The sequence below is a fragment of the Streptomyces sp. NPDC003635 genome (assembly GCF_053587635.1).
Window position 1 is genome coordinate 20,087 of record NZ_JBSFOK010000007.1, and the last position, 26,727, is coordinate 46,813.

General features: G+C 71.3%; 20 protein-coding genes and 1 pseudogene. 9 read left to right on the forward strand and 12 right to left on the reverse strand.

From position 1 onward, the window contains the following. Positions 1 to 144: 144 nt before the first annotated feature. Both ACWDRW_RS08975 and ACWDRW_RS08980 read right to left on the reverse strand, forming a co-directional pair. On the reverse strand, positions 145 to 1,815 hold the full coding sequence (locus tag ACWDRW_RS08975) for a PucR family transcriptional regulator (RefSeq protein ID WP_451721627.1): 1,671 nt from the start codon (positions 1,813 to 1,815) through the stop codon (positions 145 to 147). A gap of 115 nt (positions 1,816 to 1,930) precedes the next feature. Next, on the reverse strand, positions 1,931 to 4,030 hold the full coding sequence (locus ACWDRW_RS08980; protein WP_451721628.1) for an ATP-binding protein: 2,100 nt from the start codon (positions 4,028 to 4,030) through the stop codon (positions 1,931 to 1,933). A gap of 245 nt (positions 4,031 to 4,275) precedes the next feature. Between ACWDRW_RS08980 and gabT the strand changes: the two genes are divergently transcribed. Next, positions 4,276 to 5,610 (forward strand): 4-aminobutyrate--2-oxoglutarate transaminase, encoded by a 1,335-nt coding sequence (gene gabT / locus ACWDRW_RS08985; RefSeq protein WP_451721629.1) that lies wholly within the window; start codon positions 4,276 to 4,278, stop codon positions 5,608 to 5,610. A gap of 435 nt (positions 5,611 to 6,045) precedes the next feature. Beyond that, complete coding sequence (locus ACWDRW_RS08990; protein ID WP_451721630.1) at positions 6,046 to 6,630, forward strand: phosphatase PAP2 family protein; 585 nt, start codon at positions 6,046 to 6,048, stop codon at positions 6,628 to 6,630. On the opposite strand, the gene ACWDRW_RS08995 is transcribed toward ACWDRW_RS08990, so the two are convergent. The 8 genes from ACWDRW_RS08995 to ACWDRW_RS09030 all read right to left on the reverse strand — a co-directional run bounded on the left by ACWDRW_RS08995 (position 6,569) and on the right by ACWDRW_RS09030 (position 16,278). Next, positions 6,569 to 8,362 (reverse strand): chitinase, encoded by a 1,794-nt coding sequence (locus tag ACWDRW_RS08995; protein WP_451721631.1) that lies wholly within the window; start codon positions 8,360 to 8,362, stop codon positions 6,569 to 6,571. The genes ACWDRW_RS08990 and ACWDRW_RS08995 overlap by 62 nt on opposite strands. Before the next feature lie 171 nt (positions 8,363 to 8,533). Further along, positions 8,534 to 8,980, reverse strand: a complete 447-nt coding sequence (locus ACWDRW_RS09000; protein ID WP_451721632.1) for a hypothetical protein — start codon at positions 8,978 to 8,980, stop codon at positions 8,534 to 8,536. A 124-nt stretch (positions 8,981 to 9,104) separates the two neighbouring features. Next, positions 9,105 to 10,523, reverse strand: a complete 1,419-nt coding sequence (locus tag ACWDRW_RS09005; protein ID WP_451721633.1) for an NAD(P)/FAD-dependent oxidoreductase — start codon at positions 10,521 to 10,523, stop codon at positions 9,105 to 9,107. A gap of 37 nt (positions 10,524 to 10,560) precedes the next feature. After that, positions 10,561 to 11,361 (reverse strand): ABC transporter permease, encoded by an 801-nt coding sequence (locus ACWDRW_RS09010; RefSeq protein WP_451721634.1) that lies wholly within the window; start codon positions 11,359 to 11,361, stop codon positions 10,561 to 10,563. Continuing rightward, positions 11,362 to 12,291 (reverse strand): ABC transporter permease, encoded by a 930-nt coding sequence (locus tag ACWDRW_RS09015; RefSeq protein ID WP_451721635.1) that lies wholly within the window; start codon positions 12,289 to 12,291, stop codon positions 11,362 to 11,364. Further along, entirely contained in the window at positions 12,291 to 13,448 is a 1,158-nt protein-coding gene (locus ACWDRW_RS09020; RefSeq protein WP_451721636.1) for an ABC transporter ATP-binding protein, read from the reverse strand. Before ACWDRW_RS09020 ends, ACWDRW_RS09015 begins: the two co-directional genes overlap by 1 nt. Further along, positions 13,445 to 14,692: an ABC transporter substrate-binding protein gene (locus tag ACWDRW_RS09025; RefSeq protein ID WP_451721637.1), complete on the reverse strand. Its 1,248-nt coding sequence runs from the start codon at positions 14,690 to 14,692 to the stop codon at positions 13,445 to 13,447. Before ACWDRW_RS09025 ends, ACWDRW_RS09020 begins: the two co-directional genes overlap by 4 nt. Before the next feature lie 50 nt (positions 14,693 to 14,742). Beyond that, entirely contained in the window at positions 14,743 to 16,278 is a 1,536-nt protein-coding gene (locus ACWDRW_RS09030) for a gamma-aminobutyraldehyde dehydrogenase (RefSeq protein ID WP_451721638.1), read from the reverse strand. A gap of 211 nt (positions 16,279 to 16,489) precedes the next feature. On the opposite strand from ACWDRW_RS09030, the gene ACWDRW_RS09035 reads away from it, so the two are divergent. Beyond that, entirely contained in the window at positions 16,490 to 17,068 is a 579-nt protein-coding gene (locus tag ACWDRW_RS09035; protein WP_451721639.1) for an NADAR family protein, read from the forward strand. Positions 17,069 to 17,958: 890 nt separating this feature from the next. Here the strand turns inward: ACWDRW_RS09035 and ACWDRW_RS09040 are convergent. Beyond that, positions 17,959 to 18,636, reverse strand: a complete 678-nt coding sequence (locus ACWDRW_RS09040) for a DUF4190 domain-containing protein (protein ID WP_451721640.1) — start codon at positions 18,634 to 18,636, stop codon at positions 17,959 to 17,961. Positions 18,637 to 18,656: 20 nt separating this feature from the next. Here ACWDRW_RS09040 and ACWDRW_RS09045 point away from each other — a divergent pair. Beyond that, a pseudogene (locus ACWDRW_RS09045) lies at positions 18,657 to 19,852 on the forward strand (adenosine deaminase). Between the two features lie 2 nt (positions 19,853 to 19,854). Next, positions 19,855 to 20,583, forward strand: coding sequence for a glycerophosphodiester phosphodiesterase (locus ACWDRW_RS09050; protein ID WP_451721641.1), 729 nt, complete (start codon positions 19,855 to 19,857; stop codon positions 20,581 to 20,583). 265 nt (positions 20,584 to 20,848) lie between these two features. Here the strand turns inward: ACWDRW_RS09050 and ACWDRW_RS09055 are convergent, their stop codons facing one another. After that, positions 20,849 to 22,288, reverse strand: a complete 1,440-nt coding sequence (locus ACWDRW_RS09055; protein WP_451721642.1) for a gamma-aminobutyraldehyde dehydrogenase — start codon at positions 22,286 to 22,288, stop codon at positions 20,849 to 20,851. Between the two features lie 171 nt (positions 22,289 to 22,459). Here ACWDRW_RS09055 and ACWDRW_RS09060 point away from each other — a divergent pair, with 171 nt between their 5' ends. The 4 genes from ACWDRW_RS09060 to ACWDRW_RS09075 all read left to right on the forward strand — a co-directional run bounded on the left by ACWDRW_RS09060 (position 22,460) and on the right by ACWDRW_RS09075 (position 26,668). Further along, on the forward strand, positions 22,460 to 22,990 hold the full coding sequence (locus tag ACWDRW_RS09060) for an Lrp/AsnC family transcriptional regulator (RefSeq protein WP_451721810.1): 531 nt from the start codon (positions 22,460 to 22,462) through the stop codon (positions 22,988 to 22,990). A 19-nt stretch (positions 22,991 to 23,009) separates the two neighbouring features. Then, the gene (locus ACWDRW_RS09065; RefSeq protein WP_451721643.1) at positions 23,010 to 24,374 is read left to right on the forward strand and encodes an aspartate aminotransferase family protein; all 1,365 of its coding nucleotides are present in this window, start codon (positions 23,010 to 23,012) and stop codon (positions 24,372 to 24,374) included. Positions 24,375 to 24,578: 204 nt separating this feature from the next. Then, complete coding sequence (locus ACWDRW_RS09070) at positions 24,579 to 25,319, forward strand: ABC transporter ATP-binding protein (RefSeq protein WP_451721644.1); 741 nt, start codon at positions 24,579 to 24,581, stop codon at positions 25,317 to 25,319. Beyond that, positions 25,301 to 26,668, forward strand: coding sequence for a hypothetical protein (locus tag ACWDRW_RS09075; protein WP_451721645.1), 1,368 nt, complete (start codon positions 25,301 to 25,303; stop codon positions 26,666 to 26,668). The genes ACWDRW_RS09070 and ACWDRW_RS09075 overlap by 19 nt, the downstream gene beginning before the upstream one ends. The last annotated feature ends 59 nt before the right edge of the window (positions 26,669 to 26,727 follow it).

The following is a 26,727-nucleotide window of genomic DNA, read 5'->3' on the forward strand; positions in this document are numbered from 1 at the left end:
GTGCGAATCCCGGCCCTTCCGTGGTTGGCGGTGGTGTTCCTGGTTCGTCCACGGTAGGGGCGCGGCGGCCGCGGGGCGTTTGTCCGAGCCGTAGTAGTGGCGGGCGGGCGCACTACGGAATGGAGTGGGCTGTTCCCCCGAGGTCTACTCCGCCGACGTCGCCTTCAGCGCCAGCCACAGCTCCATCCGTACGTCCGGGTCGTCCAGGGAGCGGCCGAGGATCTCCTCCACGCGACGCATCCGGTAGCGCAGGGTGTGCCGGTGGACGCCGAGGTCCGCCGCCGCCGCGTCCCACTGGCCGTGCCGGGACAGCCACGCCCGCAGCGAGGCGACCAGATCGCCGCGGCCGGTCGCGTCGTGCTCGCGCAGCGCCCGCAGCAGCCCGTCCGCGAAGGCCCGTACCGCGTCGTCCGCGAGCAGCGGCAGCACCGAACCGGCCGCCAGCTGCTCGTGCTCCACGATGACCCGCCCCCGCCGCCGCGCCACCGACAGCGCCTGCTCGGCCTGCTTGTACGCCCCGGCGGCGGCGATCGGTCCGGACGGCGCCGAGAGCCCGACGACGAGTTCGTCGTCCTCCGCCTCCCGTACGGCCGCTCCCGCCCGCGCCCCCTCCAGCGCCGTCGCGTACTGCGCGCAGGCGGCGACCGCGGCCCCGCCGTCGGAGGCCAGCACCACCAGGCGCTCACCGTCCGGTACGACCAGCACGGCCTCCCCGGCCCGCGCGGCGGCGGACTCCACGACCTCCGCGAGCGCTCCGAGGGGATCGCCGTGCTTGTCGGAGGCCGCCGCGAGGGCCGCCGCCGACGGCTTGGCGGTGGCCTGGAGCGGCTCGGCGGGCTCCACCGAGGCCAGCGCCGCCGACACCGCCACCGACTCCGCGACGATCATCCGGAAGGGGGCGTCCAGGAGCTCGCCGTACAGGCCCCCGGCGACAGCCCGGGCGTGGTCCGGCTCCCCGGCGAGCAGCATGCGCAGCACGGCCGCGCCGATCCGCTGCTCGGCCGCGTGCAGGGAGCGGGAGCGTTCCGTGGTCAGGGTGAGCAGGGCGATGGCCGAGTGGACGGCGTACCGCTCGGCGGTGCCGAGGGCCGCCGCCGTGCCGACGGCGAGCGCCGCCCGCGGCCGCCGTCCCGTGCCCAGGGAGTGCAGCTCGACCCGGTCCTCGTTGTCGGGCCCCGGCCCGCCGACCACCGAGGAGGCCGGCGCCGGGCGCTCCCGCAGCCGCTCCACGTCCGCCGTGAGCCGCGCGGCCCGGCGGCCCGCCCAGTCCGGGGCGGTGGCGACGACGGCGCCGGAGGCGTCGTAGAGCGCGGCCCAGCCGTCGACCTGCGAGGCGAGCGCGGCGAGCAGCCCTTCCGGCCCCTCCGCCAGCGCCTGCCTGGTCAGCTCGCGCTGGGCGGCGAACCCCGCCGTCACGGCCCGGTACTGGTCCGCCGCGATGGCCGCCGACACCGCCTTGCTGATGGCGAGGAAGGGAGTGCGCCGCGGCACCTCCAGCAGCGGGAGTCCCTCCTGCCGGGCCGCCTCCACCAGGGCCTGCGGGATGTCCTCGTAGTTCACCCCGACGGCGAAGCCGAGTCCGACGACCCCGGCGCCGGCCAGCCGCTTCACATAGCGGCGCATCGCCTCGGGGTCCTCGGCGTCCAGCTTGAGCGCGGTGATCAGCAGCAGCTCCCCGCCCTCCATGTAGGGGACGGGGTCGGCGAGCTCGCTGACGTGCGCCCAGCGGACGGGCACGTCCAGACGGTCCTCGCCCGCACGCACGGTCAGTTTGAGCGCGGAGTGGTGGACGAGCGAGGCGAGCGTGGGGGGCATGAGGCCTTCAGGTCGGTGAAGTCAGTGTGATCGTCGTGATCATTTGGCCGCCGTGTATGAACAGCCTATGCCGATTCTGCCGCACCGTACGGACGAGCAGTCACTCCCCGAGAGGTCACTGCCGGAGATCCACCAGCAGCGGCGGCGCGTGCTCGCCCCGCACGCTGGTCAGGGACAGCACCGCGTGCCCCGGCGGCACCGCGTGCGCCAGCTCGGACGCCGACCAGCGCTCCCGCTCGACCTGCCGCACGGTGACGGCCCGGGCGGTGGGCGCCTTGCCGGTGATTACCCGGCGCACGGCGTGCAGCGCCTTCCCGGCGGGCGTCTCGGCGATGATCTGCCGGTCGGTTACGTCCCGCGCCTCGGTCCACTCCTTGCCCCACACCTCGGCGAAGTCCTGCCCGTCCCACGGCGTGAGACCGGACAGCGCCATCCGGCATCCGGCGGCCCCGAGCAGCGGCCCGCGCAGCGGCCGGGGCACGTCGTCGAGGCTGCGCAGGGTGAGCACGGCCCCGGCGTTCCCGGACCGCAGCCGCTGGATGCCCCGGACCGCCTCGGGCGTGACCACGCCGGTGGCGTCGTCCAGGATCAGACAGGCGAACAGCGACCGGTCCTCGCGCACGGCGACGCTCGCCGTGAACTGGGCGAGCACCAGACGCGCCAGCATCCGCGAGGCGTCCGCGTGCCCGCGCGCGGGCAGGTCGATCCGGACCCGCACGGGATGGTCGAGGGCCTTGAGGGAGAACGGCCGCGACTGTCCCGACGTGTCGAAGAACCCGGCGAACGCGGGCCGGTCCAGCAGCGCCACCCGGTCGGCGAGCACTCCCCCGACATCGCCGGGATGCGCCAGCTGCCGCTCCCGCGCGTCCAGTTCCCGCAGCAGCGACTCCTGCCCCGAGCCCTCCAGCGCGGTGCGCAGCGCGGCGAGCGGCCCGGGCGCGCCGTCGAGCAGTTGGCGCAGCTCCGGGACGGACGGGAAACGCCCGTGCACCGCCCGGAACGGACCGAGCAGCTGCGCCAGCACGGTCGTCGAGCGGCGGCTGTCGCTCCCGGGGTGCGGATCGGCGAGGTCCCCGACCAGCGCCTCGGCCAGTACGGCGGCGGCCTCGTCGGGGTCGGTGGTCCCGCCGTACAGGTCCAGGTCGTACACGGACTCGGGATTCCCGATGCGTACGACGACGTCGTAGGCGTCGGCCGGGCCGAGCGCGGCGCCCGCGGCGCCGACCACCACGACGGCGGCGCGTCCGGCGAGGGCGTGCAGGCACAGGGACTCGGCGAGCGGGCGGACGACGGTACCGGTCTTGCCGGCGCCGGCCGGGCCTACGGCGAGCAGGGAGGTGCCGAGCAGGTCGGGGCCGAGGGCGAGGCCGGTGCCGCGGTAGGCATAGGGGTTGCGGGTGTCGTCGGCGGTGGTGCCGAGCCGGACCTGGCCGGTGACCAGGTCGTGCCGGGCCTGCCGGGCGGGCAGGTCGCGCTCGCCGGAGGGGTGGGGACAGGCGGCGGCGCCGTCCTTGAGGACCGCGCCGGTGAACGTGGCGAGGGAGTGCCGGCCGGTGCGCACGCCCTGCCAGGCGCGGGTGATCCGGGCGTGGTCGACGTCCCTCATCAGCCCGGCCTTGGCCTCGGTGGCCAGCCGCTCGGCGGCGTCGACGGCCCCGGCGGCCCGGAGCTGCGGCCACTCGGCGGGGTCCTGCTCGGGGGCGGGCGGGCGCTCGGCGGCGGGTGCCCCGCGATTCCAGGAGGGCGGGCCGTAACGGCGCCAGACCTCGCCCCAGCGGCCGAGCCGCCCCACCGCGATCATGATGGCGAGGGCGATCAGCGTGTAGTAGCTGTACCAGAGGATCGCGTTGCCGACGCGGTCGTTGTTCTCGCGCCAGGAGTCCGGGGTGAACAGCTCCAGCGGCAGCACCCACCAGCCGCCGAGGTAGCCGTTCCACAGCAGCGACCAGACCAGCCAGCCCACCAGGAACGCGATCAGCGCCCCGCTCAGCAGCTGCCGTCCGGGGATTCGCTCGGGCTCCTCCTCGGGCCGCGGCCGGTGCCCGAACCGCCAGACCCCGGGCAGCGCCTCCGGGCGGGAGGTGCGCAGCCAGGTCAGGAACGCCGACCCGTCCGGCCTGGGCGGCGTCGCGGGCATCGGCGGAACGGCGGAGCGTGATCGCGGCACAGGCGTCGCATGCGTGCCCCGCGCGTCCTGCGTCCCGTCGCTGTCCATCGCCCTTGCCCCCTGACCAGCCGTTCCGTCCACCGTCGTCAGCGGGAGCCAATCTAACGCCCCGGCAAGGGGAGTTCACCGTTGGCGGCCCCGGCACGCGGGAGGGAGCCGAACTCCGGCTATGTCCACCACGGACAACCGGGCGCGCCGACAACGCCCACATGGAGCATGCCCACCCCCCGCTCCCCGTCCTAGCCTGCGAGAAAAGAGAAGACAAGCATCCGCAAAACCCCCAGGAGCCCCTCATGACCGACCTTCCGCAGGAGCGCCGCGTCGTCACCGCCATCCCCGGCCCGAAGTCGCAGGAGCTTCAGGCCCGCCGCACCGCCGTGGTCGCGCAGGGCGTGGGCTCCGTGCTGCCGGTGTTCACCGCGCGCGCGGGCGGCGGCGTCATCGAGGACGTCGACGGCAACCGCCTCATCGACTTCGGCTCCGGCATCGCCGTGACCTCCGTCGGCGCCTCCGCCGAGGCCGTCGTACGCCGCGCCTCCGCGCAGCTCGCCGACTTCACCCACACCTGTTTCATGGTCACGCCGTACGAGGGCTACGTCGAGGTCGCCGAGGCCCTCGCCGAGCTCACCCCGGGTGACCACGCCAAGAAGTCCGCGCTGTTCAACTCGGGCGCCGAGGCCGTCGAGAACGCCGTCAAGATCGCCCGCGCGTACACCAAGCGCCAGGCCGTCGTCGTCTTCGACCACGGCTACCACGGCCGGACCAACCTGACGATGGCGCTGACCGCGAAGAACATGCCGTACAAGCACGGCTTCGGTCCGTTCGCGCCCGAGGTCTACCGTGTCCCGGTCGCCTACGGCTACCGCTGGCCGACCGGCCCGGAGAACGCGGGCCCGGAGGCCGCCGCGCAGGCCATCGACCAGATCACCAAGCAGATCGGCCCGGAGAACGTGGCCGCGATCATCATCGAGCCGGTGCTCGGCGAGGGCGGCTTCATCGAGCCGGCCAAGGGCTTCCTGCCGGAGCTCGTGAAGTTCGCGAACGCCCACGGCATCGTCTTCGTCGCCGACGAGATCCAGTCGGGCTTCTGCCGTACCGGCCAGTGGTTCGCCTGTGAGGACGAGGGCATCGTCCCCGACCTGATCACCACCGCCAAGGGGATCGCGGGCGGGCTGCCGCTCGCCGCCGTCACCGGCCGCGCCGAGATCATGGACGCCGCGCACGCGGGCGGCCTGGGCGGCACCTACGGCGGCAACCCGGTGGCCTGCGCCGGTGCGCTCGGCTCCATCGAGACGATGAAGGAGCTCGACCTCAACACCAAGGCGAAGAACATCGAGGCGGTCATGAAGGCCCGCCTCGGCGCCATGGCCGAGAAGTTCGACATCATCGGCGACATCCGTGGCCGCGGCGCCATGATCGCCATCGAGCTGGTCAAGGATCGCACCACCAAGGAGCCGAACGCCGAGGCCACCGCGGCCCTCGCCAAGGCCTGCCACGCCGAGGGTCTGCTGGTCCTGACCTGTGGCACCTACGGCAACGTGCTCCGCTTCCTGCCCCCGCTGGTCATCGGTGAGGACCTCCTCAACGAGGGCCTCGACATCATCGAGCAGGCCTTCGCCCGTATCTGACGTCACCCCGGCCCCAGCCCTTACGCGTGTCACGCGTGGGGGACTGGGGCCGTCGGGTTCAGGGCGTGTGAAGAAGGTGTGCGGGGTGTCTGTCGGGACTCGAATCCGACTGTCTTGGGGGCACCCCCTGTCGTAGGTTCTACCCAGATGAGAGATACACCCCGCCCACAGGGGACTGTGGGCGACATCAGGACGGGGCCTCCCCAGCTTCGCCCTGGTCGTGCCCTCGCGCACACATACGGGGCCTCTGGCTCCGGATCTCCTCACCGATCGGACAGTCGCCCGCCCCAAACCCCCCGGGGCGCGCGGCCATCCGATCCGGACGGCCGCCTCGGAACCACCCCCCCTGTTCCGGGGCGGCCGACCTCCCTTCTCGGATTTCTCGCGCTCCTCGGGCTTCCCGCCCTTCTCTTCGCGCTCATCACCTGGCAGGTCGTGGCCGACGGCCCGCTGGTGAGGGTGGACGAGCGGCTCAGCAAGGCCCTCGTCCACCCCGACCGCGTCTCCGAACTGCTCTCCGACCTGGGCAACGCACAGGTCGCGATCCCGGTCATGCTGGCCGGAGCGGGGTACGCGGCCTGGCGGGCCCGGCGCGGTGGTACAGACCGCTGGTGGCAGCCGGCCGTCTGGACCCTGCCGCTCATGGCGCTGGTCCCGGCGCTGGTCGTCCCCGTCAAGGAGCTGACCGACCGCCCGGGCACCCCCGCGGTCCCTCCGGCCACCGGCTACTTCCCGTCGGGCCACACCGCGACCGCCGTCATCGCCTACGGCGCCGCCACCCTGCTCCTTCTGCCCTGGCTGCGTTCCCGGGCCGCCCGCCGCACGCTGGTGGCCGTAGGCGGCGCCCTGGTGCTCGGCGTCTCCTACGGCCTGGTCCGGCGCGGCTACCACTGGCCCCTGGACGTCGTGGCCAGTTGGAGCCTCGGCACGGTGCTGCTGACCTGCTTCGTCCTGGTCGTCAGCCGAAGTACCCGTCGAAGGTCCGCTGGAACTCCCAGTTCGAGTAGCGGTCCCAGTTGATCGACCACGTCATCAGGCCCCGCAGCGCGGGCCAGGTGCCGTGGGTGGCGTACGAGCCGCAATTGGCCTTCTTCGTCAGACAGTCCAGGGTCTTCACGACCTCGGCGGGAGCCACGTGGCCGTTGCCCGCGTTGGTGGACGCCGGCATGCCGATCGCCACCTGGTCCGGGCGCAGCGGCGGGAAGACGTTGTTCGCGTCGCCCGCGACCGGGAACCCGGTGAGCAGCATGTCGGTCATGGCGATGTGGAAGTCGGCGCCGCCCATGGAGTGGTACTGGTTGTCCAGGCCCATGATCGGACCCGAGTTGTAGTCCTGGACGTGGAGCAGGGACAGGTCGTCGCGCATCGCGTGGATGACCGGGAGGTAGGAACCGGCGCGCGGGTCCTGGCCGCCCCACTTGCCCGTGCCGTAGTACTGGTAGCCGAGCTGGACGAAGAAGGTCTCGGGGGCCATCGTCAGCACGAAGTCGTCGCCGTACCTGGCCTTCAGGGTCTTCAGCGCCGAGATCAGGTTGACGATCACCGGGGTCTTCGGGTTCCTGAAGTCGGTGTCGTCGGAGTTCAGCGACAGTGAGTGGCCCTCGAAGTCGATGTCGAGGCCGTCCAGGCCGTACTCGTCAATGATCTTCGAGACCGAGCTGACGAAGGTGTCCCGCGCGGCGGTCGTGCTGAGCTGCACCTGGCCGTTCTGGCCGCCGATGGAGATGAGCACCTTCTTGCCCGCCGCCTGCTTGGCGCGGATCGCGGCCTTGAAGTCGGCGTCGCTCTCGACGTTCGGGCACTCGCTCACCGGGCAGCGGGTGAAGCGGATGTCGCCCGAGGTGACCGAGGTCGGCTCGCCGAAGGCCAGGTCGATGACGTCCCAGCTGTCGGGGACGTCGGCCAGCCGGGTGTAGCCGGAGCCGTTGGCGAAGCTCGCGTGCAGGTAGCCCACGAGGGCGTGGGGCGGGAGGCCGGGATCGCCGCCACCGCCCGCGCCGGTCGTCGCGGTCACCGTGGCCGACTTCGCGGACTCGCCGGCGTCGTTCACGGCGGCGACCTGGAAGGCGTACGCCGTCTGCGGCGCGAGGCCGGTCACCGTGGCCGACGTGCCGCTCACGGTCTGGACCCTGACGCCATCGCGGTAGACGGCGTATCCGGAAGCGCCCGGCACCGCGTTCCAGGACAGGGCGACGCTGGACGAGGTGATGGTGCCGGCTCTCAGGCCGGTCGGCGGTACGGGTGGCTGACCGGGGTCGACGGACGGGCCGACCAGGGAGATGTCGTCGGCGTGGTAGGCGCCGGTGCCGTACCAGCCGTGCGTGTAGACGGTGACCCTGGTGGTGGACGGGCCGGTGCGAAAGGTGGTGCTGAGCTGCTGCCAGGCCGGGGCGGACTGGGTCCAGGCCGAGACGTCCGTGGTGCCGGTGCCGCTCGCGCCGAGGTAGACGTAGGAGCCTCGGACGTATCCGGACAGCGTGTACTGGGAGTCCGGTTTCACGGTCACGGTCTGCGCGCACCGGGCGTTGTGGCTGCCGGCCGGGGTCGCCTGCAACGCCGAACTGCCGCTGCGCACGGGTGAGGTGACGGTCGTGCCCGCTGTGCAGGTCCAGTCGGCGAGGCCGGACTCGAAGCCTCCGTTCTTGACCAGGTCCGCGTCGGCCGCACGGGCGGCCGACGAGAGCGCGGTGATGCCGGGCACGGCCAGCAGGGCGGCCGTGAGTATGGCGACGAAAGGTCTGGAGCGGTCCACAAGTGCCTCCGGGCATGGGGGAATTGGAGGGGTGGAGCGCATACAACTTGGTCCAGACCAATCAGGGTGTCAAGACTGCGAGGCGGTTCATCAACTCCCTATAGGGCGCGGGGAACTGCGCGACCAGCCACGACGAACCCGCAGCCGACCACAACCCCTTCGCGGCACCCCTCATTCGTCATCGGCCAAGCCGGCGGCAGCCTCGTGCATCGCCAGCTCCAGCAGCGCGGGATCCGTCAGCGTCCCCGAGCCGTCCGGCGGCACCAGCCAGCGGACACCTCCCGTGGAACGCCCTGGATACGGCACCACGATCCACGTGCCGGCGCCCGCCGTGCGGATGCCGGTGCCGAGCCAGCGGGCCGCGGTGCCCGGCGGTACGAAGAAGCCCATCCTGGAGTCGCCGAAGTCGACCAGCACCGGGCCCGGTTGGTCGAGGACGCGGGTCAGTACGTCGAGTGTCGGATAGCCGAGTTCGCCCGGCAGGATGAGCACGTCCCAGGCTTTCCCGGCGGGCAGCAGCGCGACCCCGTGCGGGTTGCGCTCCCATTCCCAGCGGCAGGCCTCGGGATCCGGTGCCACGGACGCGAGCCACTCGACCGCCGTCTTCGCCCCTGTCATGACGGGGACCTCCCTCTTTCCGTCGTGGACGCCTTGTGCGTCACGAGGGAGAGGGAGGTCGCCGCCAGGCATTACGCGGGTTCGCGCACCTTTTTGGAGTGATCCGGATCACGCGCGGGGCGCGTCAGCTGTCGAACCCCAGCCCCAGCCGGTCCATCGTCTTCAGCCACAGGTTGCGCCGCCCGCCGTGCGCGTCCGCGCGGGCCAGCGACCACTTGGTGAGCGCGATCCCGGTCCAGGCGAACGGCTCGGGCGGGAAGGGCAGCGGCTTCTTGCGGACCATCTCCAGCTCGGTGCGCTCGGTGGACTCCCCCGACAGCAGGTCCAGCATCGCGTCCGCCCCGAAGCGCGTCGCGCCGACGCCGAGCCCCGTGAAGCCCGCCGCGTAGGCGACCTTCCCGTGATGCGCGGTGCCGAAGAACGCCGAGAAGCGCGAGCAGGTGTCGATGGCGCCGCCCCACGCGTGGGTGAAGCGGACGCCCTCCAGTTGCGGGAAGCAGGTGAAGAAGTGGTCGGCGAGCTTGGCGTACGTCTCCGGGCGGTCGTCGTACTCCGCGCGCACCCGGCCGCCGTACGGGTAGATGGCGTCGTATCCGCCCCACAGGATCCGGTTGTCGGCGGAGAGCCGGAAGTAGTGGAACTGGTTGGCGCTGTCCCCGAGGCCCTGGCGGCCCTGCCAGCCGATCTCCTTGAGCTGGTCGTCGGTGAGCGGCTCGGTCATCAGGGCGTAGTCGTAGACCGGGACGGTGAAGGCACGCACCCGCTTGACCAGGTTCGGGAAGATGTTGGTGCCGAGCGCGACCCGGCGGGCGCGGACCTGGCCATAGGGGGTGCGGACGGCCATTCCGGCGCCGTACGGCTTCAAGGTCAGCGCGGGCGTGTGCTCGTAGACGCGCACGCCGAGCCGGACGCAGGCCTCCTTCAGTCCCCAGACCAGCTTGGCGGGGTTGAGCATGGCGACGCCCCGGCGGTCGTACAGGCCCGCCTTGAAGGTCGGTGAGTCGACCTGCTCCCGTACGGCGTCGGCGTCCAGGAACTCGACGCCCTCGGCCAGGCCCTGGCGCTCGATCTCCTCGTACCAGTCGCGCAGTTCCGCCGCCTGGTAGGTCTCGGTGGCGACGTCGATCTCGCCGGTGCGCTCGAAGTCGCAGTCGATGCCGTGCCGGGCGACCGCCGCCTCGATCTCGTCGAGGTTGCGGGCGCCCAGCTCCTCCAGCTTGTGGATCTCGTCCGGCCAGCGGGTGAGCCCGTTGGGCAGACCGTGGGTGAGGGAGGCGGCACAGAAGCCGCCGTTGCGGCCCGAGGCGGCCCAGCCCACCTCGCGGCCCTCCAGCAGGACGACATCCCGACCGGGGTCGCGCTCCTTGGCCAGGAGCGCGGTCCACAGTCCGCTGTACCCACCGCCGACGACCAGCAGGTCGCAGGTCTCGGGGCCGGTGAGCGCGGGCTCGGGGTGAGGCCTGCCGGGGTCGTCCAGCCAGTACGGAACCGGCTGCGCTTCAGAAAGTGCCTTTGTCCAACGGCTCATGGCGCTTGGGGCCATGATTTTCAACTCCCTACAGGGGGTTTTCGTGAAAGGCCTAGGCCTTTTGCTTGTTACGGCGGTTGGTGATGACCATGGAGGTCAGGACGAGGAGCACGGCGATGACGAACATGGCCGTCCCGATGACGTTGATCTGAACGGGCGTTCCGCGCTGCGCCGAGCCCCAGACGAACATGGGGAAGGTGACGGTCGAGCCCGCGTTGAAATTGGTGATGATGAAATCGTCGAAGGAGAGCGCGAAGGCGAGCAGCGCGCCCGCCGCGATTCCGGGTGCCGCGATCGGCAGGGTGACCCTGACGAACGTCTGGAAGGGGCCGGCGTAGAGATCCTGCGCGGCCTGCTCCAGCCTCGGGTCCATCGACATGACGCGCGCCTTGACGGCGGTCACGACGAAGCTGAGGCAGAACATGATGTGGGCGATGAGAATCGTCCAGAAGCCCAGCTGGACGCCCATGTTGAGGAACAGGGTGAGCAGCGAGGCGGCCATCACGACCTCGGGCATCGCCATCGGCATGAAGATCAGCGAGTTCACCGCGCCGCGCGCCCGGAACCGGTAGCGGACGAGCGCGAAGGCGATCATCGCGCCGAGGACCGTGGCGCCCAGCGTCGCCCAGAAGGCGATCTGGAGGCTGAGGGTCAGCGAGTCGCACAGGCCCGAGACCCCGCACGGGTCGGTCCATGCGTCGGTGGAGAACTCCTGCCATTCGTAGTTGAAGCGCCCCTTCGGGTTGTTGAAGGAGAACACCGTCACGACGACGTTCGGCAGCAGCAGGTACCCGAGCGTGAACAGGCCCGCGATGACGACGACATTGCGCTTGAGCCAGTTGACGAAGGCCATTTAAACCAGATCCTCCGTCCCCGACTTGCGGATGTAGAGCGTGACCATGATGAGGATCGCGAACATCAGGATGAAGGAGAGCGCCGCCGCCGTCGGATAGTCGAGGATCCGGAGGAACTGCGACTGGATGACGTTGCCGATCATGCGGGTGTCGGTGGAGCCGAGCAGATCGGCGTTGACGTAGTCACCGGCGGCCGGGATGAAGGTGAGCAGCGTGCCGGCGACGACACCCGGCATCGACAGCGGGAAGGTGACCTTCCGGAAGGTCGTGACGGGCTTGGCGTACAGGTCGTTCGCCGCCTCGTGCAGCCGGCCGTCGATCCGCTCCAGCGAGGTGTAGAGCGGAAGGATCATGAACGGCAGGAAGTTGTACGTCAGACCGCAGACGACCGCCAACGGGGTGGCCAGCACCCGGTCCCCCGCGGTCATGCCGAGCCAGCTCGTGACGTCCAGGACGTGCAGCGAGTTCAGCGCGCCGACGACCGGGCCGCCGTCCGCGAGGATCGTCTTCCAGGCGAGTGTGCGGATCAGGAAGCTGGTGAAGAACGGCGCGATCACCAGGATCATGATCAGGTTCCGCCAGCGGCCGGCCCGGAAGGCGATCAGGTACGCCAGCGGATAACCCAGCAGCAGACACAGGACCGTCGCGGAACCGGCGTACAGCACCGACCGCAGGAACTGCGGGTAGTACTCGGTCAGCGCGTCCCAGTAGGTGGCGAAGTGCCAGGTGACCTCGTAGCCCTGCTCCAGCGAGCCGGTCTGCACCGAGGTGGAGGCCTGGTAGACCATCGGCAGCGCGAAGAACACCAGCAACCAGGCGAGTCCGGGCAGCAGCAGGAGGTACGGCGTCCAACGGCCCCTCTTGCGCGGGGGTTTCTTCTCGGTGGCGGGGGGCGCCAGGGGCGGCGGCGCGTCGGTGATGGTCGCCATCAGACCGCCTCTTCCTGGATGCCCGCGTCGATGTCCTGCGTCGCGTCCAGGCCGAAGGTGTGCGCCGGGCTCCAGTGCAGGACGACCTCGGCGCCGGGGACCAGGCGGGCGTCGCGGTCGACGTTCTGGACGTAGACCGCGAGCTCGGGGCAGACCGGGCTGTCGACGACGTACTGCGTGGAGACGCCGATGAAGGAGGCGTCGGCGATCGTGCCGGTGACGCGGTTGCGGCCGTCCGGGATCTCGCCGGCGTCGTCCGCGTGCGTGAGGGAGATCTTCTCCGGGCGCACGCCGACCAGCACCTTGCCGCCGGCCGCGGTGGGCGCGGAACAGCGCGCCTCGGGCAGGACGAGCTTGCCGCCGCCCGCCTTGAGGACGATGTCGTCGCCGCTCTTGGTGTCGACCTCGGCCTCGATGAGGTTGGAGGTGCCGAGGAAGTTGGCGACGAAGGTGGTCTTCGGGTTCTCGTACAGGTCGGCGGGAGCGCCGAGCTGCTCGACGCGGCCCGCGTTCATCACGGCGACCGTGTCGGCCATGGTCATGGCCTCCTCCTGGTCGTGCGTGACATGCACGAAGGTGATGCCGACCTCGGTCTGGATGCGCTTGAGCTCCAGCTGCATCTGGCGGCGCAGCTTGAGGTCGAGGGCGCCGAGCGGCTCGTCGAGGAGGAGCACCTTGGGGTGGTTGATCAGCGCGCGGGCGACCGCGACGCGCTGCTGCTGGCCACCGGAGAGCTGGTGCGGCTTCTTGCGCGCCTGCTCTCCGAGCTGGACCAGCTCCAGCATCTCCTCGACCTGCTTCTTCACACTCTTGATGCCGCGTCGGCGCAGGCCGAAGGCGACGTTCTCGAAGATGTCGAGGTGCGGGAAGAGGGCGTAGGACTGGAAGACCGTGTTGACCGGCCGCTTGTAGGGCGGCAGCCGGGTCACGTCCTGGTCGCCGAGGAAGACGGTGCCGGAGGTCGGCTCCTCCAGGCCCGCGATCATCCGCAGGGTCGTGGTCTTGCCGCAGCCGGAGGCACCGAGCAGGGCGAAGAAGGATCCCTGCGGGACGGTCAGGTCCAGCGGGTGTACGGCGGTGAAGTCGCCGTAGGTCTTGCTGATGCCCGTGAGGCGGACGTCGCCGGTGTTGTCGTTGATGTTCGTCACGTCGGTCACGCCCCAGTCAGCTTCGCGAACTTCGTTTCAAAGGCCGTCTCTTCCTCCGAGCTCAGCGAGCGGAAGGCGCGTGATTTCGCGGCCATTTCCTTGTCGGGGATGATCAGCGGATTGTTCGCCGCGTCCTCGTCGATCTTCGCCAGCTCGTCCTTGACGCCGTCGACCGGACAGACGTAGTTGATGTACGCGGCGAGTTCGGCGGCCGCCTTCGGCTCGTAGTAGTAGTCGATGAGCCGCTCGGCGTTGGTCTTGTGCCGGGCCTTGTTGGGGACCAGCAGGTTGTCCGTCGACGTCATGTATCCGCTGTCCGGGATGATGAAGTCGATGTCGGGGCTGTCCGCCTTGAGCTGTACGACGTCTCCGGCCCAGGCGATACAGGCGGCGAAGTCGCCGCTGGTCAGGTCGGAGGTGTAGTCGTTGCCGGTGAAGCGGCGGATCTGGCCCTTGTCGACGGCCTTCTGGATCCGGGCGATGGCGGCGTCGTAGTCGTCGGCGGTGAAGTTCCCGGGGTCCTTGCCCATGTCGAGCAGGGTCATGCCGATGCTGTCGCGCATCTCGGACAGGAAGCCGACCCGGCCCTTGAGCTTGGGGTTGTCGAGCAGGTCCGAGACCGACTTCACCTCCTCGCCGTCCAGCGCCTTCTTGTTGAAGGCGATGACCGTCGAGATGCCCTGCCACACGTACGAGTACGCGCGTCCCGGGTCCCAGTCGGGGGTGCGGAACTGGGCGGAGAGGTTGGCGTAGGCGTTCGGCAGGTTGGCCGGGTCCAGTTTCTGGACCCATCCGAGGCGGATCAGCCGGGCGGCGAGCCAGTCGGTGACGCAGATGAGGTCGCGCCCGGTGTCCTGGCCGGCCGCCAGCTGCGGCTTGATCTTGCCGAAGAACTCGACGTTGTCGTTGATGTCCTCGGTGTACTTGACCTTGATACCGGTCCGCTCGGTGAACGTGTCGAGCGTGGGGTGGTGCTTCTCGCTCTCGTCGACGTCCATGTACTCGGTCCAGTTGGAGAAGCTGACGGTCTTCTCCTTGGCCGAGCGGTCGTCCGCGGACTGCCCGCCCTCGGTCTTGCCCGCGGCCGGGATGCCGCAGGCGCTCAGCGTTCCCAGACCGCCGACCGTGAGCGCGCCGCCGGCGGAGGCGCGCAGCAGGGAACGGCGAGAGAGGGAGGCCCTGCCGTTGCGGAAGCTGCGCCGCATGGCGGCCATTTGGGCCGCGGAGAGGCGGTCGGGCTCGTACTGCTCCATGCGCTTGGTGCCCTTTCGGGTGGGCGGCCGCGGGTCGGGCGGCCTGGCTGCTATCGGTCCCCGAAGATCGTGCGGTGCCAGTCCTTCCTGACGACCGCCGTGTTGTCGAACATGACGTGCTTGATCTGCGTGTACTCCTCGAAGGAGTAGGCTGACATGTCCTTGCCGAAGCCGGACGCCTTGTACCCGCCGTGGGGCATCTCGCTGATGATCGGGATGTGGTCGTTCACCCACACACAGCCCGCCTTGATCTCGCGCGTGGCCCGGTTCGCCCGGTAGACGTCCCGGCTCCAGGCGGAGGCGGCGAGCCCGTACGGCGTGTCATTGGCCAGCGCGATGCCCTCGTCGTCGGTGTCGAAGGGCAGCACGACGAGGACGGGTCCGAAGATCTCGGACTGGACGATCTCGCTGTCCTGGGCGGCGTCGGCGACAAGGGTGGGCCGGTAGTAGGCGCCGCTCTTGAGCTCGCCCTGGGGTGCCTCGCCGCCGGTCACCACGCGCGCGTAGGCCCGCGCCCGGTCGACGAAGGCGGCGACGCGGTCGCGCTGGACGTGGGAGATCAGCGGCCCGAGGTCGGTGCCGTCGGCGAAGGGGTCGCCGAGCCGGACGGTCTCCATCAGCGCGGCGGTCCGCTCCACGAACGCCTCGTACAGCGGCCGCTGCACGTACGCGCGCGTGGCGGCCGTGCAGTCCTGGCCGGTGTTGATCAGGGCGCCCGCGACCGCGCCGTTGACGGCGGCCTCCAGGTCGGCGTCGTCGAAGACGACGAAGGGTGCCTTGCCGCCGAGCTCCAGGTGGATCCGCTTGACGGTGGCCGTGGCGATCTCGGCGACCCGCTTGCCGACCGCCGTGGACCCGGTGAAGGAGGTCATCGCCACGTCGGGGTGGCCGACCAGGTGCTCACCGGCCTCCTTCCCGGTGCCGGTGACGATGTTGACGACACCGTCCGGCAGCCCGGCCTCGGTGCAGGCCTCGGCGAACAGGAGCGAGGTGAGCGGGGTGAGCTCGGCGGGCTTGAGCACGATGGTGTTGCCCGCCGCGATGGCCGGGAGGATCTTCCAGGCGGCCATCTGGAGGGGGTAGTTCCAGGGGGCGATGGAGCCGACGACGCCGATGGGTTCACGGCGGACGTACGAGGTGTGGTCGCCGGAGTACTCACCGGCCGACTGGCCCTGGAGGTGACGGGCGGCCCCGGCGAAGAACGAAGCGTTGTCGACGGTCCCCGGGACGTCGAACTCGCGGGTGAGCTTCAGCGGCTTGCCGCACTGGAGGGACTCGGCGCGGGCGAAGTCCTCGGCACGCTCGGCGAGCACGGCGGCCAGCTTGTGCAGGGCGTCGGAGCGCTCGCCGGGGGTTGCCGCGGCCCAGGCCGGGAAGGCGGCGCGGGCGGCGGCGACGGCGGCGTCCACGTCCGCGGTGCCGGCCAGCTCGTAGGTGAGCACCTCCTCGCCGGTGGCCGGGTCGACGACGGCGTGGGTACGACCCGAGGTGCCCTTGGTCAGCCGGCCGCCGATGAACTGCGCACCGGCGGCGAACCGCTCCTGCGCGGGGAATCGTTCCGGGGTGGTGTTGCCCGGGTTGTGCATGTCGCTCTCCTCCGCCTTCGCCCCGCTGTCCACGGGGGCGGGTGGCGTAGCTCCAGCTCGATTTGAGTGCCGATCCTGACAGAGCCATAGCACTCCAACAAGTGATTCCGTTGTTGCCTTTTGGTTACGCGACGGAATCTGTCGACCAGGTGTCGAGTGAACGGGAAAAAGCCAGGACACCGTGTCAGTGGTGCGTGCCACACTCGCGTGCATGGGAAAGATCGACTCTCGGGAAGCCCTGGTCAGGGAGGTCCGCGCCCGGGCCGGCTCGGCGGGGGCGGGGATCAGGTATCTGCACTTCTGGGGACATCGGCCCTTGCCGGACGGCCGGATCGGAGCGAGCTCCCTGAGCCAGTGGTGGCCCTCGCCGTTCACGGTGGAAGGGGTGGCGTACGCGACGGCCGAGCACTGGATGATGGCCGAGAAGGCCCGCCTCTTCGACGACCCCGAGGCGGAGCGCCGCATTCTGGCGGCGGAGCACCCCTCGCAGGCGAAGAACGCGGGGCGCCTGGTGCGCGGCTTCGACGAGGCCATGTGGGCGCGCGAGCGGTTCGGCATCGTGGTCGAGGGCAGCGTGCACAAGTTCGGCTCGGACGAGGCGCTGCGCTCGTATCTGCTGGGCACGGGTGAGCGGGTGCTGGTCGAGGCGAGCCCCGTGGACCGCGTCTGGGGCATCGGCCTCGCGGCGAACGACGAGGGGGCGATGGACCCGGAGCGATGGAGGGGACCGAACCTCCTGGGCTTCGCCCTGATGGAGGCACGGGAACGCCTGCGGGGCGGGGGCGCCTAGCTGCGGCGGCCTAGCCGGGGGCGCTGGGCTGGCGAGTGAGGGCTTGACTCCGGGGTGGCAGGCCGGGTGGCTGGGGGGCGCTGGGCTGGCGAGTGAGAGCTTGGCTCCGGGGCCTCAGGCCGGGTGGCTGGGGGGCGCTGGGCTGGCGAGTGAGAGCTTGGCTCCGGGCCCCAGGGCGGCTGGCAGGTGGCGCTCGGCTCCGGCCTGCTCGGCGGGCGATTGAGGGCTCGGGAATGCCCGGATGGCGACCGGCAACGTTCAGCGCGGGAAGACTCCGCGGGCAGCTGAACAGCTTGGCCGCGGGCTACCAGGCGGGCAAGCAGAGGGCGATCCGCCCCGGCCGGCCCGGCGGGCGACTGAAGCGCCCGGCCCCGGACTGCCCCCACGGCGACCGGCAGCACTCAGCGCGGAAGACTCCGCGGGCAGCTGAACAGCTTGGCGCGGCCTACCAGGCGGGCAAGCAGAGGGCGATCCGCCCCGGCCTGCTCAGCGGGCGACTGAAGCGCCCGGCCCCGGACTGCCCCCACGGCGACCGGCGGCACTCAGTACGGGAAGACTCCGCGGGCAGCTGAAGGGCTTGGCCGCGGCCTACCAGGCGGGCAAGCAGAGGGCGATCCGCCCCGGCCGGCCCGGCGGGCGACTGAAGCGCCCGGCCCCGGACTGCCCCCACGGCGACCGGCGGCACTCAGTACGGGAAGACTCCGCGGGCAGCTGAACAGCTTGGCCGCGGCCTACCAGGCGGGCAAGCAGAGGGCGATCCGCCCCGGCCTGCTCAGCGGGCGACTGAAGCGCCCGGCCCCGGACTGCCCCCACGGCGACCGGCGGCACTCAGCGCAGGAAGACTCCGCGGCGCCCGGCGCCGGCTGCTGGGCCGGGGGCGTCCTGGTCGCTCAGCCCGTCGCGATCAGGAAGGCCAGGGCCGCGAAGCCGAGGACGATGCCCGCGGCTCCGCAGATCGCGCCGGCCAGGGCCTGGCCGTCGTTGGTGGCCTCCCCGCGCCGGACCTTGCCGCGGCCGAGCAGACCGAAGATCAGTGCCAGCACGCCGAGCACGATGGCCACCGGCCACAGACAGAACACGGCGGCCGAGATGATCCCGAGCACGAGGGCGGCGGTGCCCATGCCGTTGCTCGGCATCGGGTGCTGACCGGACCAGCCGTAGCCATAGCCATAGCCGCCGGGGGCACCGTACGTACCCGGGTAGCCGTAGGGGACCTGGCCGGGGCCGTCGGGGGCGATCGGCGGCGGGGGAACGGGCTCGCCGGTCCGCGGGTACGGCGGCGTGGGGGCGCCGTAGGCCGGGGGCGCGAAGGGGTCGACCGGGGCGGGCCAGGGCCGCGGCTGTGCCGGAGCGTCGAAGCCCGACACGGAGGTGACCGTCTCCTGGTCGTGAACCGAGGGTGCCCGCCAGACCACCGACGAGGAGGGCAGCGTGTCACCGGGACCCTCGGCCTCCGGAGTCGGCGGCGCCCAAGGGTTCGCCTCGGCGGCGCCTTCCTTGCTCAACCCCACCTTCGGGGCGCTCCCCGGGTTCTCCGGCGCGACCGGTGCCGGCTCGTCGTCGGACATGCGCGGCCCCCTCCGTATGCGTGTCGTCATGCTACGGCGCCGCCCCGCACCGGGAGGCCCCGGCCTACGATGATCCCGAGTCACCGATCAGCCGATCACCCGCGTCCCGCCGCACTCCGGCAGGAGACGCCGTTCCCGGGGAGGGACCTTGACCGACCACACCGCCGCCGGCCCGAACAGCGCCCCGCGCGATCTGCACGCCTTCATCGCCGGACTGCCCAAGGCCGAACTCCATGTGCACCACGTCGGCTCCGCCTCCCCGCGCATCGTCTCGGAACTGGCCGCCCGCCACCCCGACTCCAAGGTGCCCACCGACCCCGAGGCCCTGGTCGACTACTTCACCTTCACGGACTTCGCCCACTTCATCGAGGTGTACCTGTCCGTCGTGGACCTGATCCGCACCCCGGAGGACGTCCGCCTGCTGACGTACGAGGTGGCCCGGGACCTGGCCCGCCAGCAGGTGCGGTACGCCGAGCTGACCATCACCCCCTTCTCCTCCACCCGCCGCGGCATCGACGAGCGCGGCTTCATGGACGCGATCGAGGACGCCCGCAAGGCCGCCGAGGCCGAGTTCGGGACCGTACTGCGCTGGTGCTTCGACATCCCCGGCGAGGCGGGCCTGGAGTCCGCCGAGGAGACCGCGAGGCTCGCCACCGACGACCGGTTGCGCCCGGAGGGCCTGGTGTCGTTCGGGCTCGGCGGCCCCGAGATCGGCGTACCGCGGCCGCAGTTCAAGCCGTACTTCGACCGGGCCATCGCCGCGGGCCTGCACTCCGTGCCGCACGCGGGCGAGACCACGGGCCCGGAGACGGTCTGGGACGCCCTGACCCATCTGCGCGCCGAGCGCATCGGGCACGGCACCAGTTCCGCGCGGGACCCGAGGCTGCTGGAGCACCTCGCCGAACACCGGATCGCGCTGGAGGTGTGCCCCACCTCCAACATCGCCACCCGCGCGGTGCGCACCCTCGACGAGCACCCGATCAAGGAGTTCACGCGGGCCGGGGTCGTCGTCACCGTCAACTCCGACGACCCGCCGATGTTCGGCACCGACCTCAACAACGAGTACGCGGTAGCCGCCCGTCTGCTGGACCTCGACGAGCGGGGTCTGGCCAGGCTCGCGCACAACGCCGTGGACGTGTCGTTCCTCGACGACCCCGGCAAGGCCCGGATCAAGGACGAGATCGACACGTACACCACCACCTGGCTGGCCTCCTGACGATGAACGGCACCGTCACCGCCGTCGCCCACCGCGGCGACCCCTACCTGTTCCGCGAGAACACCCTCGACTCCGTACGCTCGGCGATCCGCAGAGGCGCCGACGCGGTGGAGATCGACGTACGGCTCACCCGGGACGGCGTCCCCCTCCTGCTGCACGACGCGTCGCTGAAGCGGCTGTGGGAGCTGGACCGGCCGTTGCTCGCGCTGTCGGCGGACGAGGTGCGTGGGCACACCTCCGGAGGGGTGCCGACGCTGACGGACGCGCTGGCCGCGACCGACGGCTGCCGGGTGATGCTCGACCTGCCCGGCGCCCCGGACCTGCGCACGGTCCGCCGGATCGTCGACGTCGTACGGGAGGCGGGCGCGTCGGACCGCGTGTACTACTGCGCGGGCGCCCCCGCGATGCTCGCCGTGCGCGCCGCCGACCCGGCCGCCGAGATCGCGCTGACCTGGACGACCCTGGCGCCGCCGCGGCCCGCGCTGCTGGACGCGGTCCGGCCGCGCTGGCTCAACTACCGGTTCGGCCTGGTCGACCGGGCCCTCGCCGAACGCGTCCACCGGGGCGGGCACCTGCTGTCGGTCTGGACCCCGGACACCCGCCGCTCGATGCGCCGGCTGATCGCCCTCGGCGTCGACTCGATCACCACCAACCGCATCGACACCCTCCGCGCGCTCACCCGCGCGAACGCTGCCGCACCGGCGCCGGACCGGCGGGCGCCGCGCGGGTGACGTACCGCGGGACGGGCGCGGTGGCGGCGCGGGTGCCGCGGACCATCGAGCGCGGTACCGCCGGGCGCGAGCAGCAGGGAACGGCGGGCATTCCCGCAGGATGCCGTCCGGCCCGTGGGCCGGACAACGGACGCCCCGTCGAACGGAACCGCGGGTGCCCGACCCCTTGTCAACGACAGGGCGCCGGACACCCGCGGTCCGTGGAGCGAGGGTCAGGCCTGCACGCTCGTCAACCGTGCATCGCTCGTCAGCCGTGCATCGACCGTCAGCCGTCGAGCGACGTCATCACGTGCTTGATGCGCGTGTAGTCGTCGAAGCCGTACCCCGACAGGTCCTTGCCGTAGCCGGACTTCTTGAAGCCGCCGTGCGGCATCTCGGCGACCAGCGGGATGTGCGTGTTGATCCAGACGCAGCCGAAGTCGAGCGTCTTGGACATGCGCATCGCCCGCGCGTGGTCCTTGGTCCACACCGAGGAGGCGAGGGCGTAGTCGACGCCGTTCGCCCACTCGACGGCCTGCGCCTCGTCCGCGAAGGACTGGACGGTGATGACCGGGCCGAAGACCTCGTTCTGGATGATCTCGTCGTCCTGCTTGAGGCCGGAGACGACGGTCGGAGCGTAGAAGTAGCCCTTGTCGCCGACCCGCTGACCGCCGGCCTCGACCTTGGCGTGCGCGGGGAGGCGCTCGATGAAGCCGGAGACCTGCTTGAGCTGGTTGGGGTTGTTCAGCGGGCCGAAGAGCACGTCCTCGTCGTCCGGCTGGCCCGTCTTGGTCTCGGCCGCGGCCTTGGCGAGCGCGGCCACGAACTCGTCGTGGATGGATTCCTGGACGAGGACGCGCGTGGCGGCCGTACAGTCCTGACCGGCGTTGAAGAAGCCCGCCACCGAGATGTCCTCGACGGCCTTGGCGATGTCGGTGTCCTCGAAGACCACGACCGGCGCCTTGCCGCCCAGCTCGAGGTGGACCCGCTTGAGGTCCTTGGACGCGGACTCGGCGACGGACATGCCCGCGCGCACGGAGCCGGTGATGGACGCCATCGCCGGGGTCGGGTGCTCGACCATCAGGCGGCCGGTGTCACGGTCGCCGGTGATGACGTTGAAGACGCCCTCGGGCAGGATCGAGCCGATGATCTCGGCGATCAGGACGGTCGACGCCGGAGTGGTGTCCGAGGGCTTCAGGACGACCGTGTTGCCCGCCGCGATGGCCGGCGCGAACTTCCATACGGCCATCATCATCGGGTAGTTCCACGGCGCGACCTGCGCGCAGACCCCGACCGGCTCCCGGCGGACGATCGAGGTCATGCCCTCCATGTACTCGCCGGCCGAGCGGCCTTCGAGCATCCGGGCCGCACCGGCGAAGAACCGGATCTGGTCCACCATCGGCGGGATCTCCTCGGACCGGGTCAGTCCGATCGGCTTGCCGGTGTTCTCCACCTCGGCCGCGATGAGCTCCTCGGCCCGCTCCTCGAACGCGTCCGCGATCTTCAGAAGGGCCTTCTGGCGCTCGGCGGGGGTCGTGTCGCGCCAGGCGGGGAAGGCGCGGGCGGCGGCCTCCATGGCGGCGTCGACGTCCGCCTGCCCGGAGAGCGGGGCGGTCGCGTACGCCTCACCCGTCGCGGGGTTGACCACCTCGGTGGTCCGTCCGTCGGCGGCGTCCCGGAACTCACCGTCGATGTAGTTGCGCAGACGACGCAGCTCGGTGCTCACTGCCGGCCTCCTGTGTCAGGGTCGAACTGTCCAATCAATGAGACACCCACCCTAATCGGCAAGCCCACGTTTTCAACACCCCCGATCCGCCTCGAACTGCGAAATCCGCAAGTCTCGGTCACGCAAACAACGAATTTCATCGCTCGGCCCTTGCGAAACCGACGAGACCTCGTGCACAGTGAGGTCGTGGCCAGTCGAAGCGCAGACCCCAGGGACTCCCGCGAGTCCCCCCGCGAATCCAGGAACGGCAGCTCGCCGCACCTGGACGCCGTCTCCCTCGCCATCATCGAACAGCTCCAGGAGGACGGCCGCCGGCCGTACGCCGCCATCGGCAAGGCCGTGGGCCTCTCCGAGGCGGCCGTGCGCCAGCGCGTCCAGAAGCTGCTCGACCAGGGCGTGATGCAGATCGTCGCCGTCACGGACCCGCTCACCGTGGGCTTCCGTCGCCAGGCGATGGTCGGCATCCATGTCGAGGGCGACGTGGAGTCCGTCGCCGACGCGCTGACCGCGATGGCCGAGTGCGAGTACGTCGTGATGACAGCCGGTTCCTTCGACCTGATGGTGGAGATCGTCTGCGAGGACGACGACCACCTGCTGGAAGTCATCAACCGCCGCATCCGAGCCATCCCCGGAGTGCGCTCCACCGAGAGCTTCGTCTACCTGAAGCTCAAGAAGCAGACCTACATGTGGGGAACCCGATAGCCGTGAGGACCCGATAACCGTGAGCTCCAAGGACCTCAGCCAGACCGCGTACGACCACCTGTGGATGCACTTCACCCGCATGTCCTCGTACGAGAACTCGCCCGTCCCCACCATCGTCCGGGGCGAGGGCACCTACATCTACGACGACAAGGGCAAGCGTTACCTCGACGGTCTCGCCGGCCTGTTCGTGGTCCAGGCGGGCCACGGCCGGACCGAGCTCGCCGAGACCGCCTCGAAGCAGGCGCAGGAGCTGGCCTTCTTCCCGGTCTGGTCCTACGCCCACCCCAAGGCCGTCGAGCTGGCCGAGCGACTCGCGCACGAGGCGCCGGGCGACCTCAACAAGGTCTTCTTCACCACCGGTGGCGGCGAGGCGGTCGAGACCGCCTGGAAGCTCGCCAAGCAGTACTTCAAGCTGACCGGCAAGCCCACCAAGTACAAGGTCATCTCCCGCGCGGTCGCCTACCACGGCACCCCCCAGGGCGCCCTGTCCATCACCGGCCTGCCGGGCCTGAAGGCCCCCTTCGAGCCGCTGGTGCCGGGTGCGCACAAGGTCCCGAACACCAACATCTACCGCGCCCCGATCTTCGGCGACGACCCGGAGGCCTTCGGCCGCTGGGCCGCCGACCAGATCGAGCAGCAGATCCTCTTCGAGGGCCCGGACACCGTCGCCGCGGTCTTCCTGGAGCCCGTGCAGAACGCGGGCGGCTGCTTCCCGCCCCCGCCCGGCTACTTCCAGCGGGTGCGCGAGATCTGCGACCAGTACGACGTGCTGCTCGTCTCGGACGAGGTCATCTGCGCCTTCGGCCGCCTCGGCACGACCTTCGCCTGCGACAAGTTCGGCTACGTCCCGGACATGATCACCTGCGCCAAGGGCATGACCTCGGGCTACTCCCCGATCGGCGCCTGCATCATCTCCGACCGCCTGGCCGAGCCGTTCTACAAGGGCGACAACACCTTCCTGCACGGCTACACCTTCGGCGGCCACCCGGTCTCCGCGGCGGTCGGCCTCGCCAACCTCGACCTGTTCGAGCGCGAGGGCCTGAACCAGCACGTGCTCGACAACGAGGGCGCCTTCCGCTCCACGCTGGAGAAGCTGCACGACCTGCCGATCGTCGGCGACGTCCGCGGCAACGGCTTCTTCTACGGCATCGAGCTCGTGAAGGACAAGGCCACCAAGGAGTCCTTCAACGACGAGGAGACCGAGCGGGTCCTGTACGGCTTCCTCTCCAAGGCGCTCTACGACAACGGCCTGTACTGCCGTGCCGACGACCGCGGCGACCCGGTCGTCCAGCTGGCCCCGCCGCTGATCTCCAACCAGGACACGTTCGACGAGATCGAGCAGATCCTGCGCGCGACGCTGTCGGAGGCGTGGACCAAGCTCTGATCCTCCGGAGGGATCTTCCTTCTGCATGATCAACACCGGCCCCGGTGCCGCCCGTTCGAGTGAGAATCGGCGGCCCGGGGCCGCGTGCTGTCCGGCCTGTGTGCACGGACTGCCTAGCGTGCCGAGTGACCGATCGGCCCTGTCTTCGTTCCCCCGCACGGGGGATCACGGCAGGGAAAACGGATCAGAACGAGGTGTACGCGCATGGAGGCCCCGCCCGACAACGATGTGCTCTGGGCCCGTGCCCTGCACTTCACCCACCACGACGGCTCGCCCGCGCTCGGCGGTGTCTCGCTCGGCGTCCGGGAGGGCGAGATCCTCGCCGTCAGCGGCCCGCGCGGCAGCGGCAAGTCGACGCTCCTGCGCTGTCTGTCGGGGCAGGTGCCCGCTCAGCGCGGCGAGGTCTGGTTCAACAGCGTGCCCGTGCACACCATGGGCCCCGTCGGCCGGGAGCGGCTGCGCCGGGACCGCTTCGGCTGGATCGACCCGGAGCCGGTCCTCGTCCCCGAGCTCAACGTCTGGGAGAACGCCGCGCTCCCCCTCATGCTGCGCGGCACGAGCCGGCGCCGCGCCAAGACGGCCGCGCTGGAGTGGCTGGAGCGACTCGACATCGGCGACGGCTCCCGCAAACGCCCGAGGGAACTGACCCAGGCGCAGCGTCAGCGCGTGTGCATCGCCCGCGCCCTCGCCCCCGCTCCGACGGTCCTGTTCGCCGACGAGCCGACGGCCCCGCTGCACCGCGCCGACCGCGCTCATGTGCTGCGCACTCTCACCACGGCGGCCCGCTCGCACGGCATCACGGTGGTCCTCGCCACGCACGACGCGGAAACGGCCGCCCTGGCCGACCGTACGGTCTCCCTGCTGGACGGCCGCCGGGTGAACACCGTCCACCTGCCGCCGATGGCCGAGGCGGAAGGCCGGGCCGCGTGCTCGCTCTCCGTCTGACCCGCCGCGCCCATCCCGCCGTACAACTGCGCCGTCTGCTGGTGGCGGCCGCGTCGGCGGGCACGGGTTTCCTCCTCCTGTGCGCCCTGGGCCACGCGATGACCCACGCCGACTCCCCCGGCGCGTCCGTCCTCCGCCTGATCTGGTGCGCGGCGCCCCTGGCGGCGACGGTCCACTTCGCCGTGGCGGTGGCCCGGACGGACCCCGCCACCCGCCCCCGCCCCGGCCTGGCGGCCATCGGCCTGGGACCGGCCCGCCTGATGGCCGTCTCCGCGACGACGACGGCCCTGTCGACCCTCCTCGGCTCCATGCTGGCGCTGCTCGTCTTCCTCCACCTCCGAGGCGACCTGACCGGCATGCCCTTCGACGGAGCGGCGACGGACTTCCTGGCGGCCTCCGAGCCCCTCCCCCTCCCGGCTGCCCTGACCCTGCTGTCCCTGCCCCCCGCGGCGGCATCCTTGGCGGTGGCGGTGACACTCCGCCCGAGGGACATGAGACCGCCCGCAGGCGACGGCCCCCGGCGCTTCGGCCGCTTCGGGGCCCACGGCGGCTCGGCAGCACGAGAGACCTTCGGCGCATACGGCAGATTCGGCGCCCGCCTGAGAAGCACCGCCAGGCAGTCAGCGGGCAGGCCTGCCGCTGGGGCGGTCCCCGCAGCCACAGAAGGCGGCACCGCGCAGGCGCGGGCGAGCGCATCCCGCCCCGGCCCCGAGACATCCGCAGCCGCTCCCGCCCCGACCACCACCCCACCAGGCCTGCCCTGGGGCACAGCCATCCTCGCCGCGGGCCTGGCCGTGGAGGCCTACGCGAGCACCGCCACCAACCCCTCCGCCCCCATGCCCACGGGCCTCCCCAGCGGCCCTACCGCGGTCCTCCTCGGCTGGGCCCTCACCGCGGTCGGCCTCGCCCTCGCCGGCCCCGGCCTCACCCACCTCTGCGGCCGCCTCCTCCAGTCCCTCCACCCCGGCGCCCTGCGCCTCCTCGCCGGAAGGGTCCTCATGGAGGAAGCCACCCGCATCGGCCGCCCCCTCGGCGTCGTCTGCGCCGTGGCCTCCGCCGCGTACGCCATGGCCGTGTTCCACGACCCCACCACCGCCGGCCGCGCCCCGGGCCCGCTCACCACCCTCGGCGCCACCGTCGTCACCGGCTGCGCGGTGGCCACCCTCCTCACCGCTGCCGTGGAGGCACGACAGGCCCGCGCCGACACCACGGCCGCCCTGCTCCGTCTCGGCGCCCCGCCCACGATGCTCCGCAGCGCCGCCGCCCTCCGCGCCGGCGCACTGCTCACCCTCTTCGGCCCGCTCACAGTGATCGTCGCCGAGCTGGCGGCCCTCCCCCTGGCCCGCTGAACGCCCGTACGAAAAAACTCCCGGAAAAAAATCAACGGACCGCGATGAGTTCCGCCCAG